This is a genomic window from Nocardioides sp. JCM 18998, assembly GCF_055391535.1.
Map to the genome: position 1 here is coordinate 1,183,049 of NZ_AP043886.1, position 15,372 is coordinate 1,198,420.

11 protein-coding genes are annotated in these 15,372 nt (G+C 73.5%); 4 read left to right on the forward strand and 7 right to left on the reverse strand.

Annotated elements, in window-relative coordinates; genetic code table 11:
- Positions 1–78: 78 nt before the first annotated feature.
- Positions 79–3,426, forward strand: coding sequence for a BTAD domain-containing putative transcriptional regulator (locus tag ACZ5L9_RS05665; RefSeq protein ID WP_464534810.1), 3,348 nt, complete (start codon positions 79–81; stop codon positions 3,424–3,426).
- Positions 3,427–3,545: 119 nt separating this feature from the next.
- Here the strand turns inward: ACZ5L9_RS05665 and ACZ5L9_RS05670 are convergent, their stop codons facing one another.
- The 7 genes from ACZ5L9_RS05670 to kdpF all read right to left on the reverse strand — a co-directional run bounded on the left by ACZ5L9_RS05670 (position 3,546) and on the right by kdpF (position 11,971).
- Positions 3,546–4,685, reverse strand: a complete 1,140-nt coding sequence (locus ACZ5L9_RS05670) for an acyl-CoA dehydrogenase family protein (protein WP_464534813.1) — start codon at positions 4,683–4,685, stop codon at positions 3,546–3,548.
- Positions 4,686–4,724: 39 nt separating this feature from the next.
- Positions 4,725–6,845, reverse strand: coding sequence for a subtype A tannase (locus tag ACZ5L9_RS05675; RefSeq protein ID WP_464534817.1), 2,121 nt, complete (start codon positions 6,843–6,845; stop codon positions 4,725–4,727).
- 40 nt (positions 6,846–6,885) lie between these two features.
- Positions 6,886–7,335, reverse strand: coding sequence for a universal stress protein (locus ACZ5L9_RS05680; RefSeq protein WP_464534821.1), 450 nt, complete (start codon positions 7,333–7,335; stop codon positions 6,886–6,888).
- Between the two features lie 99 nt (positions 7,336–7,434).
- Positions 7,435–8,043: a potassium-transporting ATPase subunit KdpC gene (kdpC, locus tag ACZ5L9_RS05685; RefSeq protein WP_464534825.1), complete on the reverse strand. Its 609-nt coding sequence runs from the start codon at positions 8,041–8,043 to the stop codon at positions 7,435–7,437.
- Positions 8,044–8,055: 12 nt separating this feature from the next.
- Positions 8,056–10,200 carry a potassium-transporting ATPase subunit KdpB gene (gene kdpB / locus ACZ5L9_RS05690; RefSeq protein WP_464534829.1) on the reverse strand — a complete coding sequence of 715 codons (2,145 nt, stop codon included), beginning with the start codon at positions 10,198–10,200 and terminating at the stop codon, positions 8,056–8,058.
- Positions 10,197–11,882 carry a potassium-transporting ATPase subunit KdpA gene (gene kdpA / locus ACZ5L9_RS05695; RefSeq protein ID WP_464534833.1) on the reverse strand — a complete coding sequence of 562 codons (1,686 nt, stop codon included), beginning with the start codon at positions 11,880–11,882 and terminating at the stop codon, positions 10,197–10,199. The genes kdpB and kdpA overlap by 4 nt, the downstream gene beginning before the upstream one ends.
- The gene (gene kdpF / locus ACZ5L9_RS05700) at positions 11,882–11,971 is read right to left on the reverse strand and encodes a K(+)-transporting ATPase subunit F (protein WP_464534837.1); all 90 of its coding nucleotides are present in this window, start codon (positions 11,969–11,971) and stop codon (positions 11,882–11,884) included. The genes kdpA and kdpF overlap by 1 nt, the downstream gene beginning before the upstream one ends.
- A 173-nt stretch (positions 11,972–12,144) precedes the next feature.
- On the opposite strand from kdpF, the gene galT reads away from it, so the two are divergent.
- Genes galT through ACZ5L9_RS05715 form a run of 3 tightly spaced genes read left to right on the forward strand, consistent with a single transcriptional unit; the run spans position 12,145 to position 15,349 of the window.
- Positions 12,145–13,245 (forward strand): galactose-1-phosphate uridylyltransferase, encoded by a 1,101-nt coding sequence (gene galT / locus ACZ5L9_RS05705; protein WP_464534841.1) that lies wholly within the window; start codon positions 12,145–12,147, stop codon positions 13,243–13,245.
- Positions 13,242–14,423: a galactokinase gene (gene galK, locus ACZ5L9_RS05710; RefSeq protein WP_464534844.1), complete on the forward strand. Its 1,182-nt coding sequence runs from the start codon at positions 13,242–13,244 to the stop codon at positions 14,421–14,423. Before galT ends, galK begins: the two co-directional genes overlap by 4 nt.
- Positions 14,423–15,349, forward strand: coding sequence for an aldose 1-epimerase family protein (locus ACZ5L9_RS05715; RefSeq protein ID WP_464534848.1), 927 nt, complete (start codon positions 14,423–14,425; stop codon positions 15,347–15,349). The genes galK and ACZ5L9_RS05715 overlap by 1 nt, the downstream gene beginning before the upstream one ends.
- The last annotated feature ends 23 nt before the right edge of the window (positions 15,350–15,372 follow it).

Here is a 15,372-nt window from a genome sequence, read left to right on the forward strand (position 1 = left end):
ACCGGGGAGGCGGGCGGCCACGCCGGTGCACCGAAAATAGGGGAGGCGCCCGCGGATCCGGCTTCGTACAGTCAGGGGGTGACCGTGACGGCCGGCACCCAGGTGCGCGCCTCGGTGCTCGGCCCCGTGGCGGTCCGGCGCGACGAGCGCGAGCTCGACCTGGGCGCACCGCGCCAACGGGCCATCGTGGCGGCGCTGGCGCTGCACGGTGGTCGGCCCGTCGCCGTCGACACGCTGGTCGACCTCGTCTGGGGCGAGCATCCTCCGCCCGGGGTGGCCACCACGCTGCAGGGCTACGTGTCGCACCTGCGCCGCGCGCTGGAGCCGGAGCGCGAGCGCCGGGCGCCGGCGCGCGTGCTCGTCACGGTGCCGACCGGGTACGCCTGGCGGGCGCCGGTGGACGCCGGCGACTTCGAGCGGACGGTCGCGGGCCGGCACGCCGAGCTGCTGACCGAGGACCCGATGCTCGCCCCCGCCCTCGACGGACCGGTCCTGGAGGAGGCGCTGCACGACCTGGAGGGCGCGCTCGCCTGCTGGCGCGGAGCGCCCTACGCGGAGCTGGGCGATGCGCCGGCCGCCGTCGCCGAGCGGGCTCGGCTCGAGGAGCTGCTGCTGGTCGCCCGGGAGGACCGGGCGGTGACCGGCCTGGCCCTCGGCCGGCACCGGACCGTCGCGGCCGAGCTGGAGACCCTGACCCAGCAGCATCCGCTGCGCGAGCGGCTGTGGGCGCTGCAGGCGGTGGCCCTCACCCGGGCCGGCCGCCAGGCCGACGCGCTCGACCAGCTGCGGCACCTGCGGGAGGTGCTGGACGAGGAGCTCGGGCTGGCCCCCAGCGCCGAGGTGCGCACCCTGCAGGCCGCGATCCTGCGACAGGACCCGCGACTCGACTGGGCCCCTCCGCGCAGCCGGCTGGTGGTGCCGGCGCCCCGACCGGCCGCCGAGGCGCAGCCCGCGGCACCGCACGCACCGTCGCTGGCGCCCTGGCCGATGGCCGGGCGCGACTCCGAGCTGCAGGCCCTGCTGGGCCAGCTGCACCACGCCCGGACCGGCACGCCGTCGTACGCGGTGCTCACCGGCGACCCGGGCATCGGGAAGTCGCGGCTCGCCGGCGAGCTCGCCCGGGCGGCTCGCGAGCAGGGCGCCCAGGTGCTGGTCGGGCGGTGCTCCCAGGACGAGGGCGCGCCCCCGCTGTGGCCGTGGAAGAACGTGCTCGCGGGCGTCGACCTGTCGCTGGAGGACGTGCTCGGCGCCGAGCGCGGGGGCCAGTTCGCCGCCTGGGAGCGGGTGAGCGAGGCGTTGCTGGGCGCGGCTGCCGAGCGGTTGACCGTCGTCGTGCTCGACGACCTGCACTGGGCGGACCCCTCGAGCCTGCGGATGCTGCGACTGCTGCTGGAGCAGGCCGGCGAGGAGCGACTGCTGCTGCTCGCCACGTGGCGCCACCGGCCGCCGCCCACCGACGAGCTCGCCGCGACCGCCGACGCCCTCGCCCGCGTGCACGCACTGCGCCTGGAGCTCGCCGGCCTACCCCACGGTGCCGTGGCCGACGTCTTCACCGCGGTGACCAGCAGCGCCCCGTCGCAGGAGCAGGCCGTACGGCTGCGTGATCGGACCGACGGCAACCCGTTCTTCCTCGTCGAGTACGCCCGGCTGGCCGGCGAGCGGGATCTGACCGAGCTGCTCGACGAGGAGCATCCACCGGCGGCCGTTACCGAGGTGATCGCGCGCCGCCTCCGTCAGCTCGCAGAGCCGACCGCCACCGCGCTGCAGGCGGCGGCGGTGATCGGGCGCGTCTTCGAGACCGCCCTGGTCGCCTCCGCGATCGGCACCGACGAGGACGACGTGCTCGACCGGCTCGACCCCGCGCTCGGCGCCGGCCTGCTGCGCGAGGACGGCGCCGACCGGTTCATGTTCGCGCACGCCCTGGTCCGCGACGCCCTCGCGGCGGACCTGTCCGCCGGACGGCGGGCACGCCTGCACGTGCGGATCGCGTCCGCGCTGGAGCAGGTCGCGGGACGGGAGACCGAGGTCGCCGGTCACTGGCTCGCCGGCGGCGCCACGAACGCGCCGCGGGCCTGGCGCGCCGCCGTCTCCGCGGCGGCGGTCGCCCGACGGCTCTACGCCTACGACGACGAGGCCCGGCTGCGGCGGGCGGCGCTCGAGGCCCTGGCCCAGGATCCGGGCGCGACCCCGCGCCAGCGCTACGACCTGCTCACCGGCCTGATCGACGCCTGTCGGTGGGCGGCCGACCTGCCGGCGCTGGTCGCCGCGGTGGAGGAGGCGATCGCGGTCGGCGAGGAGCTCGGCGACCCGGTGGCCGTGGCCCGAGCTGCGATCGCCACGACCCAGTCGGTGCTGTGGCGCTCAGCGCCCCCGGGTGCGGTCAACGACCTCGTCGTCGGGGCGCTGCGTGGCACCCTCGACCGCCTCGGGCCCGGCGAGGACGAGCTGCGCAGCCGGATCCTGGTCGCACTCGCGATCGAGCTGGGCCCCGGCACGCCGTACGCGGAGCTCGAGGACCTGGTCGCCCGCGGCCTCGAGCTCGCCGAGCGCTCCGGTGACGCGAGGCTCCTCGTCGACGTGCTGCTCGGTGCGGCCACCGCACTCTCCGTCGCGCGCTCCGCTCCGCAGCGGCTGGTGTGGATCTCGCGTGCGCTGCAGCTCGCCCGCGACAGCGGGGAGGAGCGCGCGGTCGTCGTGGCCGGCACCCTGCGCGCCGTGGTGCTCTCCGAGCTCGGCCGGCCACGGGAGATGTTCGAGGCGATCGCCCGGGCCCGGGTCGACAGCGAGCGACAGCGCATCCTGTTCGGCCGCCTGATCCTGGACGAGCTCGAGCTGCCCTGGCACACGCTCGCCGGCCGGACCGAGCAGGCCGAGGAGATCTTCGAGCGGATGCAGGCCACCGCCCGCCAGATCTCGCACGGCCAGGCCGAGGAGGCGATCCTCGCCTCCCTCATCACCGTGCGGCTGGCGCAGGGCCGGGCTCACGAGGTCACGCCGTTGCTCGAGACGTTCGTCGACGCATCCGTGCCGTTCGCCGCCTCCATCGCCACCTACCTGTGCCGCGCCGGTGACCTGGACGGCGCCCGGACCTACTACCGCGCCCACGGCGCGCCGCTGGAGCACGACGACGAGGTCTCGCTGCTGGCCTGGTGCCACGCCGCCGAGCTGGCGCTCCACCTGGGCGAGCGGGCGCTCGCGCGCGCCGTGCTGCCGCTGCTCGAGCCGTACGCCGGGTGGAGCTGCTCGGTCGGCCAGGCGCTCAGCGACGGGCCGATCGATGCGTACCTCGCCTACGCGGCAGCGGCCGCCGGGCTCGGCGAGGCGGCGCACCGGCACGCGGAGAACGCCGAACGCCTGGCCTCCACGTGGGAGATCCAGGCGTTCGGTGAGCGCTTCGCCGCGATGCGCCGCCGCCACCGCTTCTGAACTCGATCTGGGTCCGTAGCGCGTGCTGCGCAGGGCGGAGGGCCCAAGGCAGCCTTGGAGCGGAGCGGGCTGTCGCGGACCGACAACGCAGCGCAGTGCGTGCTGCCGTGCTCCGTCGCTTACAGGCCCAGATCGCGGCCGATGATCTCCTTCATGATCTCATTCGAGCCGGCCCAGATCTTGGTGACGCGGGCGTCGCGCCAGGCGCGGGCCACGCGGTACTCGTTCATGAAGCCGTAGCCGCCGTGCAGCTGGACGCAGTGGTCGAGCACCTCGCTCTGCGTCTGCGAGGACCAGTACTTGGCCTTGGAGGCCTCGACGGCGGAGAGGTCGCCGGTCGCGTGGGCCGCGACGCACTTGTCGATGTAGGCCTCGGCGACCTCGATCTGGGTGAACAGCTCGGCCAGCAGGAACTTGTTGTGCTGGAAGTTGCCGATCGACTGGCCGAAGGCCTGGCGGTCCTTGGCGTACTGCAGGGTCTCGACCAGGATCTGCTTGGCGTGCGCGACGTTGGCGACCGAGCAGGAGAGCCGCTCCTGGGCGAGCTTCTGCATCATGTGGATGAAGCCCATGTTGAGCTCGCCGATGATCTCGGCGTCGGTGACGCGGACGTTCTCGAAGAACATCTCGGCGGTGTCGGACTCCTCCATGCCGACCTTGTCGAGCTTGCGACCCCGGCTGAAACCGTCCTTGGTGGTCTCGACGGCGAAGAGGGTGATGCCCTTGGCGCCCTTCTCCGGGTCGGTACGGGCCGCGACGATGACCAGGTCGCACGAGTAGCCGTTGGTGATGAAGGTCTTGGAGCCGTTGATGACCCACTCGTCGCCATCGCGCACGGCGGTGGTCTTCAGCGCGGCGAGGTCCGAGCCGCCGCCCGGCTCGGTCATGCCGATCGCGAGCAGGATCTCGCCGGCGGCGACGCCGGGGAGCCAGCGCTCCTTCTGCTCCGGGGTGCCGAGCTCGTTGATGTAGGGGGCGGTGATGTCGACGTGGATGCCGACGCAGGTCGGGTACGCGGCGCCGACCTTGGCGAGCTCCTCGTTGAGGACGGCGTTGAAGCGGAAGTCGCCCGCGCCGCCGTACTCCTCGTCGAGCGCCAGACCGAGGAAGCCGTTCTCGCCGGCCTTGAGCCAGAACTCGCGCGGCAGCGCCTTGGCGGCGATGTACTCGTCGGTGTGCGGAAGGACGTCCCGCTCGATCCAGGTGCGGACCGCAGCCCGGAAGTCCTCGTGGTCCTCGCTGTAGATCTCGCGCTTCATGCGCTCCATCGTAGCCGCAAGTTACTGACGCGTACGAAGTCAGGCCACGCTCGTGCGGACCCACGCGACGATGTTGCTCACCGGGTCCCCGGTGCGCTCCGCCATGGTGTGGCCCTGGCCCCAGACGGTGGCGAAGTCGACCTGCGCGCCGACCGCCTGCAGGGCGAGCGCGAGGTTGACCTCGACCGTGCTGGCGGTGTCGCTCTGCATGATGCCGGTCCGGATGCGCCAGTGGGTCGCGTGCTTCGCGGTGCCGGATCCGGCGTAGGGCCGGGAGAGGAAGTACATCGGGTTGTAGAGGTCTCCGCGGGCGAGGACGCCGCGGCCGAGCTCGTCGGCGGTGGCGAAGTCCGTCGCATACCCGGACGCGGCGACCTCGTCGCTCCAGCCGGCGAGGCCCGCGTAGCGGGCCTGGTGGGCGGCGATCGCCCGCCGCGCGACCGGAGCGAAGTGCAGGCCATCGGTGCCGATGCCGAACGCGAGGTTCGCGGTCTGCTCGCGCTCGACCCCGTCGAAGGCGCCGACGCCCTTCTCGGGGGTCTTCTGGCTGCGGACGAAGCCCGCCAGCGAGAGCACCCGGGCGGTGTTGGACGGGGCGTCGTAGCGGACCCAGGTGGCGTCCTTGTTGAGGTGGTCGACGTAGGCCTCGACGGTCCGGTACGTGGTGCCCGGCGCGGCCGGCTCGGCCCCGCCAACCGCCCCGCCACCCGCCCCGCCACCCGCCGCGCCGCCGGACGCGACGCCCGAGGGAACGGCCGAGGGAACGGCCGGGCGAACGGCCGTCGAGGGAGCAGTGCTGGGAGCGGACCCACCCGCCACCGGCCGTTGGCGCATGCCGCCCGGCGGAGCACCGGAGGGCATCGCGCCGGGTCCGCCGCGCATGCCGCCGGCGCCGCTCGGCAGGGCCGTCGGGAACGCCGTCGGCATCCCGCCCTGCGGTCGGTCCCCCGGGGCCGTGGCGCCGCCGGCGGGCGCACCACCGGGAGCGGCACCGGCGGTCGCGGAGCCGGCGTCCGCGCTCAGGCCACCCATCCCGCGCATCGTGATGTTCGAGGGCGTGTACGGGAAGCGCGTGTCGGCGAGGAAGTCGTTGAGCGACTGCTCGATCACCGCCATCAGGTGCTCGTAGTAGCTGCCGCCGAGATGGTTGCCGGCCCCGCTCGCGGCGAGGGTGAGCCGCCGCCCCGTCCGATCGGTGAGGCGGAGGCCGTTGACGTGACCGGCGAAGGCCGCCGCCAGGTCGGCGGAGTAGGCGGCGGTCCAGGTGCCGGGCGCACGGGTGCCGGTGCTCGCGAACTGCCCCATGTTCCACTCGTACGCCGCGTCGGCGTAGTCGAGGCTGGTGATCGGGCACCAGGCCATCACCCCGGCGATCGCGTCGCCGATCCGCGCGCCGTCCGGGTCGGTCGTCGCCGCCCCGATCGCCTGCAGGTACGGCGTGTAGAGGGCGGAGTCCCCGCTGGCCCCCATCACCGCGCACTGGGCACCGCCGCCGCTGTGGCCGAAGACGAAGACGCGCGTCGGGTCGCCCGGCACGAGATCGGCGTTGTAGCGCAGGAAGCGCACCGCCGCCTTGAGGTCCGTCACGCCCCAGGGCGCGTTGCCGACGTAGGTCGCACCGGCGGCGTTGTCGCCCGTGCTGTCGTGTCCGCGCAGACCGGCCGCGACGTAGACGAAGCCGGCCCGGAGGTAGGCCGCGGCGTCGCCGTAGGCGTAGCTCGTCGGCGGCTGCTGGGCGCCGTAGTCGGGGGTGTCGACCGGCATCACGATCGGCGCGGTCGCCGCGGTGAAGCTGCCGAAGACGCCATCGGCGCTCGGGACGGCGGTATAGGTGTCGTCGCCGTTGTCGACGGCGACGAGGTAGGCGCCGGGGACGTAGACGGCCAAGGTCTCGAGGTCGGGTGCCGCGGGACGCTCGCAGTAGGTGAGGCCCAGCTGCCAGTAGACGTCGTTGACCGCGTCGTGTCGCCAGGCGCTGTTGTCGATGGTGAGGGTGCCGGCCGAGGTCAGCGACACCGACGGCGCCGCCGGGGTCGGTGAGGGCGTGGGCGTGCCGGCCGCCGCCCCGTTCGGCTCGCTGGAGCAGGCCGAGAGCGCGAGCGCGCCCACGGCTCCCACCGAGAGGGTGGAGAGCACGTGTCGCCGGGTCAGCTGAGCCATGCGGCGGACCCTAGAGGCGGCGGTTGAGCGGATCCTGAGATCAGGCGCGCGGGGTCGTGTGCGCGACGTACAGATCGCACTTGGCCCGCTTGGCGACCTCCTTGGCGACGCTGCCGAGGAGACGGGAGGCGCCCTGGACGTTCTTGTTGCCGACCACGATCAGCTCGGCGTCGAACAACTCGGCGGCCTGCAGCAGCGCCGTGGACGGCCGCCCACTGCTGGCGTGCGCGGCAACCGTGAGCCGGGGGTAGAAGGCCCGGATCCTGGCGATCGCGCTGTCCGCCGCCTGGGTCGCCCCGCCGAGGGCGTCGGCATCACGCGCACTGCGCCCGAAGGCCCACTCGCCGAACTCCTCCTCGCGCTCCTCGCCGCGGCCGTACGCACACACGACCCGCAGCTCCGAGCCGAGGGCGTCCGCCAGGCGCGCAGCCGCGAGCGCCGCCTGGGCCGACGGCTCGCTGCCGTCGACGCCGACGATGATGACACCCATCCCAGCCTCCCCATGGAGATGATTCGTCCCCGAACGGTACGGCGATGAGAGCCAGGTCACGCAATCGCTTTACCAAGGCCGGGTTGTGGCCGCCCACGGTCAGCGGAGGGCGGCGTCGAGCGCGAGGTTGAGGGCGAGCACGTCGACCCGCCGCTCGCCGAGGTAGCCGAGGTCGCGGCCCTCGATCCGGTCGTCGAGCACGGCCCGGACCCTCGCCGCCGGCACCCCGCGCGCGGCGGCGACGCGGGCCACCTGGATCCGGGCGTACGCGACGCTGATGTCGGGATCCAGCCCGGAGCCGGACGCGGTCACCGCGTCGGGCGGCACGTCGCGGGGCGCGACCCCGTTGAACGCCGCCACCTGCGCGCGGCGCCGCTCGATCGCGTCGATCAGCTCGGGGCTCTCCGGGCCGAGGTTGGAGCCGCCCGAGGCGCGAGCGTCGTACCCGTCCCCCGCGACCGAGGGGCGCGGCTGGAAGTACTGCGGCAGCGGGGCGCCCGCGGCGTCGAGGAACGACTGCCCGAGCAGTCGCGAGCCGACGACCTGTCCGGACCCGTCGCGTACCAGTGAGCCGTCGGCGCGGTCGTGGAACGCGATGCGGCCGATGCCGGTGATCAGCAACGGGTAGCCGATCCCGAGGATCACGGTGAGGAGCAGCAGGACGCGCACGGCGGTCCACGCCGTCCGGACGAGGGTGCGCGCGCTCATCGGGTCACCACCTCAGTAGCCCGGGAGGAGGGAGACGACGAGGTCGATGGCCTTGATCCCGACCGCGGCCGCGAGGATCCCGCCGCCGCCGTTGACCAGGACGTTGAGGGTGAGCGATCGGCCCAGGTCGCTCGCCCGATAGGGCACCCCCTGCAGCGCCATCTGGATCAGCATCGCGATCACCACGATGCCGAAGATCAGCGTGGAGACGACCGCCGAGGCCGGCGAGTGCAGCCGCAGGACGTTGAGCCGGTGCAGGCCCGGGAAGGTGCCGACGAAGAGGGCCGGATAGAGCGCGAAGTAGCGGACCAGGTCGTTGGCGAAGTTGAAGGTCGTCAGCGCCCCGCGGGTCGCCATCTGCTGGCGGCCGATCTCGATGATGTCGATGATCCGGGCCGGGTCGTCGTCGATCACCACCATCGTGGCGGCCCGCTTGGCAGCCCCGGTGGCGGTGTTCATCGCGACGCCGATGTCGGCCTGGGCCAGGGCGGGCACGTCGTTGATGCCGTCGCCGGTCATCGCGACGAAGTGACCGCGCGCCTGGGCCTCGCGGAGGAACGCCAGCTTGGCCTCCGAGGTGGCGTCACCGAGGTGCTCGTCGATGCCGGCCTCGCGGGCGATGGCCGCGGCGGTGAGCGGGTTGTCACCGGTGACGAGGACCGTACGGATGCCCAGCGCACGCAGCCGCCCGATCCGCTCCGGCACGCTCTTCTTCACCACGTCCTTGAGGTGGATGACGCCGAGCACACGGCCGGCGCCCTCGCCGGGCTGGATCGCGACGACCAGCGGCGTACCGCCCGTCCGGGCGATCGCCGTGGTCGCGGCGTGCACCTCGGCGACGACGTCGCGCGGCTGCTGGTTGCCCTCGTGCTTGAGCCAGCCGAGCACGGCGGTCTCGGCGCCCTTGCGCAGCGACGTGCCGTCCGGGAGGTCGCGGCCCGAGAGCCGGGTCTGGGCGCTGAACGGGACCGGCCGACCCGCCCGGCGCGCGTCGGCCTCGCCCGCACCGGTCACGGCGTCGGTGTCGCGCTCGGCGGCGAGCCGCAGGGTCGAGACGCCCTCCGGCGTCGGGTCCTCGAGGGAGGCGAGCACCGCGGCACGGATCAGCTCCTCGGCGGTCGCACCCGCGACCGGGACGAGGTCGACGGCGGTGCGATCGCCCATGGTGATCGTGCCGGTCTTGTCCAGGATGAGCGTGGTGATCTCGCCGGCGGTCTCGAGGTCGTGGCTGGAGGAGACCACCACGTTGTGCCGCAGCAGCCGCTGCATCGAGGCGATGCCGGTCACCGAGAGCAGCGCCGCGACCTCCGCCGGGATGAGGCAGACCACCAGCGCGACCAGGATCGGGATCGAGACGCCCGCGGCGACCGGCGAGACGGCGGCGTTGAGGGTGAGGGCGATCAGCACGAAGGAGAGCGAGAACGACGCGAGCAGGGAGAAGAGGGCCAGCTCGTTGGGGGCCTTCTGCCGGCGTGCGCTCTCGGCCAGGCCGAGCATCCGGTCCACCAGGGTGTTGCCGCGCGGCGCGGTCACCCGGACCACGATCCGGTCCGACAGGACCCGGGTGCCGCCGGTGACGCCCGTACGGTCGGTGCCCGCCTCGCGGATCACCGCGGCCCACTCGCCGGTGATCGCCGACTCGTCGACCGAGGCGATGCCCCACACCACCTCGCCGTCGGAGGGGATCGTGCCGCCGCCCTCGACGACGACGTGGTCGCCGGCCTGCAGCTCGCCCGCGTCGACCTCCTCCAGGTCGGCGGTGTAGGCGGCGGGGTCCTGGGCGCGGTGGTAGCGCCGGATCCGACGGGCGGTGGCGCCGATGCCCAGCGAGCGCAGCGCCGCGGTCTCCTCGCGCCGTCGGCCCTCGGCGAGGGCCTCGGCGATGTTGGCGACGTACAGGGTGAGCCAGAGCAGCGCCGCGACGGTCCAGGAGAACCCGGTCGGCAGCGGCCCACCACCCGACGTGTTCGGCCGCCCGGAGAGCGGCTCGACGATCGCGACCAGGGTGGTGAGCGTCGCCCCGGCCTCGACCAGCAACAGGACCGGGTTGTGCCACAGCTCGCGCGGGTCGCCCTTGCGCAGCGCGGCCAGCAGCAGCGGCCCGGTGGCGTGCACCCGCCGCTTGAGCTTCCCGGTCGTGGTGATGGTGGCGATCATCGGAGCCCCTCGGCGAGCGGACCCACCATCAGGTAGGGGAAGAACATCGGCAGCGCGATCAGCACGATCATCGCCATCAGGAGCACCACGAACTGCGGCGTGTAGATCGGCAGCTCGACAGCGGTCGTGGGGGCGCGGTCCTGGGCCGCGAAGCCGCCGGCCAGGGCCAGCACCAGGGTGATCGGCAGGATCCGGCCGAGCAGGATGATCACGCCGAGCGACACGTTGAGGTAGGGCGTGTTCGCGCTCAGCCCGGCGAAGGCCGAGCCGTTGTTGATCGCCGCCGAGATGAAGGCGTACAGGATCTCCGACATGCCGTGCGCGCCCTCGTTGCCGAGGGACCCGCTGACGATCTCGTGGCGCAGCCCGGGGATGCCGAGGCTGATCGCGAGGCCGGCCGTGGCCAGGATCGGCATCACCAGGATGAAGAGTCCGGCGAGCTTCATCTCGCGCACCCCGACCCGCTTGCCGAGCAGCATCGGGGCGCGACCGAGGAGCAGGCCGGTGAGGAAGACGGTGATGACGACCTGGACGAGGATCGCGTACATCCCCGCACCGACGCCGCCCGGCGAGACCTCGCCGAGCAGCATGTTGAGCATCAGGATCATGCCGCCGAACGCGGTGTAGGAGCCGAGCATCGAGTCGGCCGCCCCGCCGGAGGTGCCGGTGGTGGCCGTGCTGAAGAGGGTCGATCCGGGGATGCCGAACCGCTGCTCCTTGCCCTCCGTCGCGGCGCCGGCGAGCTGCGGGGCGGTGCCGTGCCCGTGCAGCTCCGCGGCGGTCAGCGCGACGAAGACCAGCACGAAGAAGACGACCATGGTGGCGAGGACGACGTACCCGAGGCGACGATCTCCGACCATCACACCGAGCGTGCGCGGCAGCGCGAACGGGATCACCAGGAGCAGGAAGACCTGGAAGGCGTTGACCCAGGCCGAGGGATTCTCGTACGGGTGCGCGGAGTTGGCGTTGAAGAAGCCGCCACCGTTGGTCCCCAGCATCTTGATCGCCTCCTGGGATGCGACCGGCCCGCCCGGGATGGCCTGGTGACCGCCGCCGAGCGTCGTGACGTCGCGGAAGTCGTGGAGGTTCTGGATCACGCCACCGGCGAGCAGCACCACCGCGACGAGGACCGAGAGCGGCAGCAGGATCCGCAGCGTGGAGCGGGTGAGGTCGACCCAGAAGCTGCCCAGCGTCGTGCTCGCGCGCACGCCCCCGATGCCGCGCACGAGCGCCACCGCGACCGCCATCCCGACCGCGGAGGAGAGGAACATCTGCACCGCCAGCCCGACGGCCTGCACGGTGTAGCCGACGGTCTGCTCGGGCGAGTAGGACTGCCAGTTCGTGTTCGCCACGAAGGAGACGGCGGTGTTGAACGCGAGATCGGGGCTCATCGCGGCGTTGCCCAGCGAGTACGGCAGATGGGCCTGGAGCCGGGTGAGGGCGTACAGGCCGATCATGCTGACCGCCGAGAACGCGAGCAGCGCGCCCAGGTAGCCGCGCCAGGTCTGCCTCCGTGTCGGGTCGACACCGGCCGCGCGGTAGAGCAGCCGCTCGACACGGGTGTCCCGCTCCGAGATGTACACCCGGGCCATGTAGTCGCCGAGCGGCTTGTGGAGCAGGGCGATCGGAACGGCGACCGTGGCGAGGGCGGCGAACGCCAGCAGCCACGCCTGGACCGTCATCAGAAGCGCTCCGGACGCAGCAGCGCGAAGAGCAGGTAGCCGACCGCGGCGATACCGAGCAGCACCGCGATCCAGGCGACGACGACCACGCTCCGGACACTAGTCGAGCGTTCGGGTCCGCGCGGGCCAGGCCGATGGGTCTTTCCCGGCACGGACGCCGGGCCGGCCGCACCGGGAGGTGCACCATGGCGCTCGGCGACCACATCGTCGTCTCGCGCGGCCTGATGGCCCGGCTAGGTCGTCCGGGCGTTAACGTGAGCCGGTGCCCCCGATCACGAAGCGCGTGTCCCGGCTGGCTGACGGCCGCGAGCTGATCTACTTCGACGACGCCGACTCGACGCTGCCGCCGGAGCGGGCGCCCGACCTGCGCGAGCTCGACCCGCGCCCGCCCGCCGCCGAGATGCGTCTCGACGTGCTCACCGGCGACTGGGTCTCGGTCGCCACCGCGCGCCAGACCCGGGTGGTGATGCCCGCGCTCGACCCGCTGGCGCCCCAGGAGCCCGGCAACCCGAGCGAGGTGCCGTCGGACTACGACGTCGTCGTCTTCGAGAACCGCTCCCCCAGCTTCTCGGCCGTCCCCGGCGCCGACGTCGTCGACAGCGACACGATCGGGCCGGGCATGACGGCGCCGGCCGTCGGGCGCTGCGAGGTGGTCTGCTTCAGCCCCGAGCGGGAGGGCTCGTTCGGCAGCCTCACCCGGGCGCGCGCCCGTACGGTCATCGAGGCGTGGGCCGACCGGACCGCCGCCCTGTCGGCGCTGCCCGGGATCGCGCAGGTCTTCCCCTTCGAGAACCGCGGCGCCGAGATCGGCGTGACGCTGCAGCACCCGCACGGCCAGATCTACGCCTACCCCTACGTGACCCCCCGGACGCAGCGACTGGTGGACACGACCACCCGCTACGACGGGGACCTGGCCGCCGACGTGCTCGCCTTCGAGCAGGCCGGGCCGCGGGTGGTGCTCGCCGGCGAGCACTGGACCGCCTACGTCCCCTTCGCCGCGCGCTGGCCGGTGGAGGTGCACCTGATGCCGCACCGGCACGTACCGGACTTCGCCGCCACGTCCGACGAGCAGCGTGACGAGCTGTCGCACCTCTACCTGCGCCTGCTGCGCGGGATCGACGCCCTCTACCCGAACCCGACCCCGTACATCGCCGCCTGGCACCAGGCGCCCGCGCACGCGCATCGCGACGCGATCCGGCTGACGCTGCAGCTGACGTCGCCACGGCGGGGCGAGGACAAGCTCAAGTACGTCGCCGGGAGCGAGGCCGCCATGGGAGCCTGGGTCGCCGACATCGCACCCGAGACCCAGGCCGAACGCCTGCGCGAGGCGATCGCCCGCGCCGATCAGGAGAACCCCGTATGACCACCACCCTCGAGCACGCCCCCGGCGCCGCTCTCGACCGCGTCCTCGCGGGCTTCGCCGCCCGGTACGGCTACGAGCCCGAGGGCGTCTGGTCGGCGCCCGGGCGAGCCAACCTGATCGGCGAGCACACCGACTACAACGAGGGCTTCGTGCTGCCCTTCGCGATCGACCAGCGCACCTGGGTCGCCCTCGCCCGGCGCGAGGACCGCCGGATGCGGGTCGCCTCCGAGGCCACCGACGAGCTCGGCGAGTGCACCCTCGACGAGGTCGGCCCCGACACGGTGGACGGCTGGTCGGCCTATCCGCTCGGCACCGCGTGGGCGCTGGGCAGGGTGACCGACCTCGGCGACGCGCCCGGCTTCGACGCGTACTTCGTCTCCGACGTCCCCACCGGGGCCGGCCTCTCCTCCTCGGCGGCGCTGGAGTGCTCGCTCGCGGTCGCGCTCAACGACGTCTGGGGGCTCGGGCTGGACGGCCCGACGCTGGCCCGGGCCGCACAGCTCGCCGAGAACGAGGCCGTCGGGGCGCCGACCGGGATCCTCGACCAGTCCGCCTCGCTGCTGTCCGAGCGGGACGCGGCGCTCTTCCTGGACTGCCGCGATGCGTCCAGCCGCACCGTCCCGCTGGGCCTCGAGGCGGCCGGGCTGATCGTGCTCGTGATCGACACGCAGGTCACTCACGCGCACGCCGGGGGCGGGTACGCCTCGCGGCGCGCCTCCTGCGAGGCCGCGGCGTCGGCGCTCGGGGTGAGCGCCCTGCGCGACGTCTCGGTCTCCGACCTGGACCACGCGCGGGCCGTGCTGGACGACGAGACGTTCCGCCGCGCGCGGCACATCGTGACCGAGAACCAGCGGGTGCTGGACACCGTCGAGGTCCTCGAGGCGTCCGGCGCCGAGGGGATCGGGGAGCTGCTGGTCGCCTCGCACGCCTCGATGCGCGACGACTTCGAGATCAGCGTCCCCGAGCTCGACCTCGCGGTCGAGACGGCGATGGCGGCCGGCGCGATCGGCGCCCGGATGACCGGCGGCGGCTTCGGCGGATCGGCGATCGCGCTGGTGCGCGCGCCCGACGCCGACCTGGTCGCGGAGCGCGTCACCGCAGCGTTCGCCGAGCACGACTTCCACGAGCCCCGTATCTTCCCGGTGACACCGTCCACCGGCGCCCAGCAGGAGCAGTGATGCCACACCCCCGACCCCTCTCCGGCGAGCAGTACGAGCTGCGGCACGGCCCGTACACCGCCCATGTCGCCAGCGTCGGTGCGACGCTGCGTGTCCTGCAGCACGAGGGCCGCGACCTGGTCGTGCCGTTCGAGGCCGACGAGGTCCGCCCGGCGTACCGCGGCGTGGCGCTCGCCCCCTGGCCGAACCGGGTCGTCGACGGCCGCTACTCCTTCGCCGGGGTCGAGCAGCAGCTCGCGCTCACCGAGCCCGACCGCGGCCACGCGCTGCACGGGCTGGCGTGCTGGCTCGACTTCGCCCTGGTCGAGCGGAGCGACGCCGAGGTCGTGCTGGCGACGGTGGTCGAGGCCCAGGCCGGCTACCCGTGGCGGATCGCGGTGACCGTGCGCTACGCCCTCGGCGAGGGCGGCCTGGTCACCCAGGTCACCGCGCGCAACGACAGCACGACGCCCGCACCGGTGGGCCTGTCCGGACACCCCTATCTCGTCGCCGGCGACGGCCGGGTCGACGAGTGGGAGCTCGAGCTGCGCGCCGCCCGCTTCCTGGTCGTCGACGACAAGCGCCTCATCCCCGAGTACGACGAGAGCGTCACCGCCCAGGAGGGCTTCGACTTCCGTACGCCGCGCCGGATCGGCTCGACCTTCATCGACCACGCCTTCACCGCGCTGGACCGAGAGCCGGACGGCACCACCACGGCCCGTCTCGTGGCGCCCGGCGGCAGCGGCGTCGGCATGACGTGGGACGCGGCCGGCCCGTGGGTGCAGGTGCACACCGCCGACCGGCCCGACGCCCCCCGGCTGGACCGGATCGGGCTGGCCGTGGAGCCGATGACCTGCCCGCCGGACGCGTTCAACTCGGGTGTCGACCTGATCGAGCTGGCGCCGGGTGCGGACACCGGCGTCAGCTGGACGATCTTCGCGATCTGAGGACGGCGGAGCCCCGGGCCGAT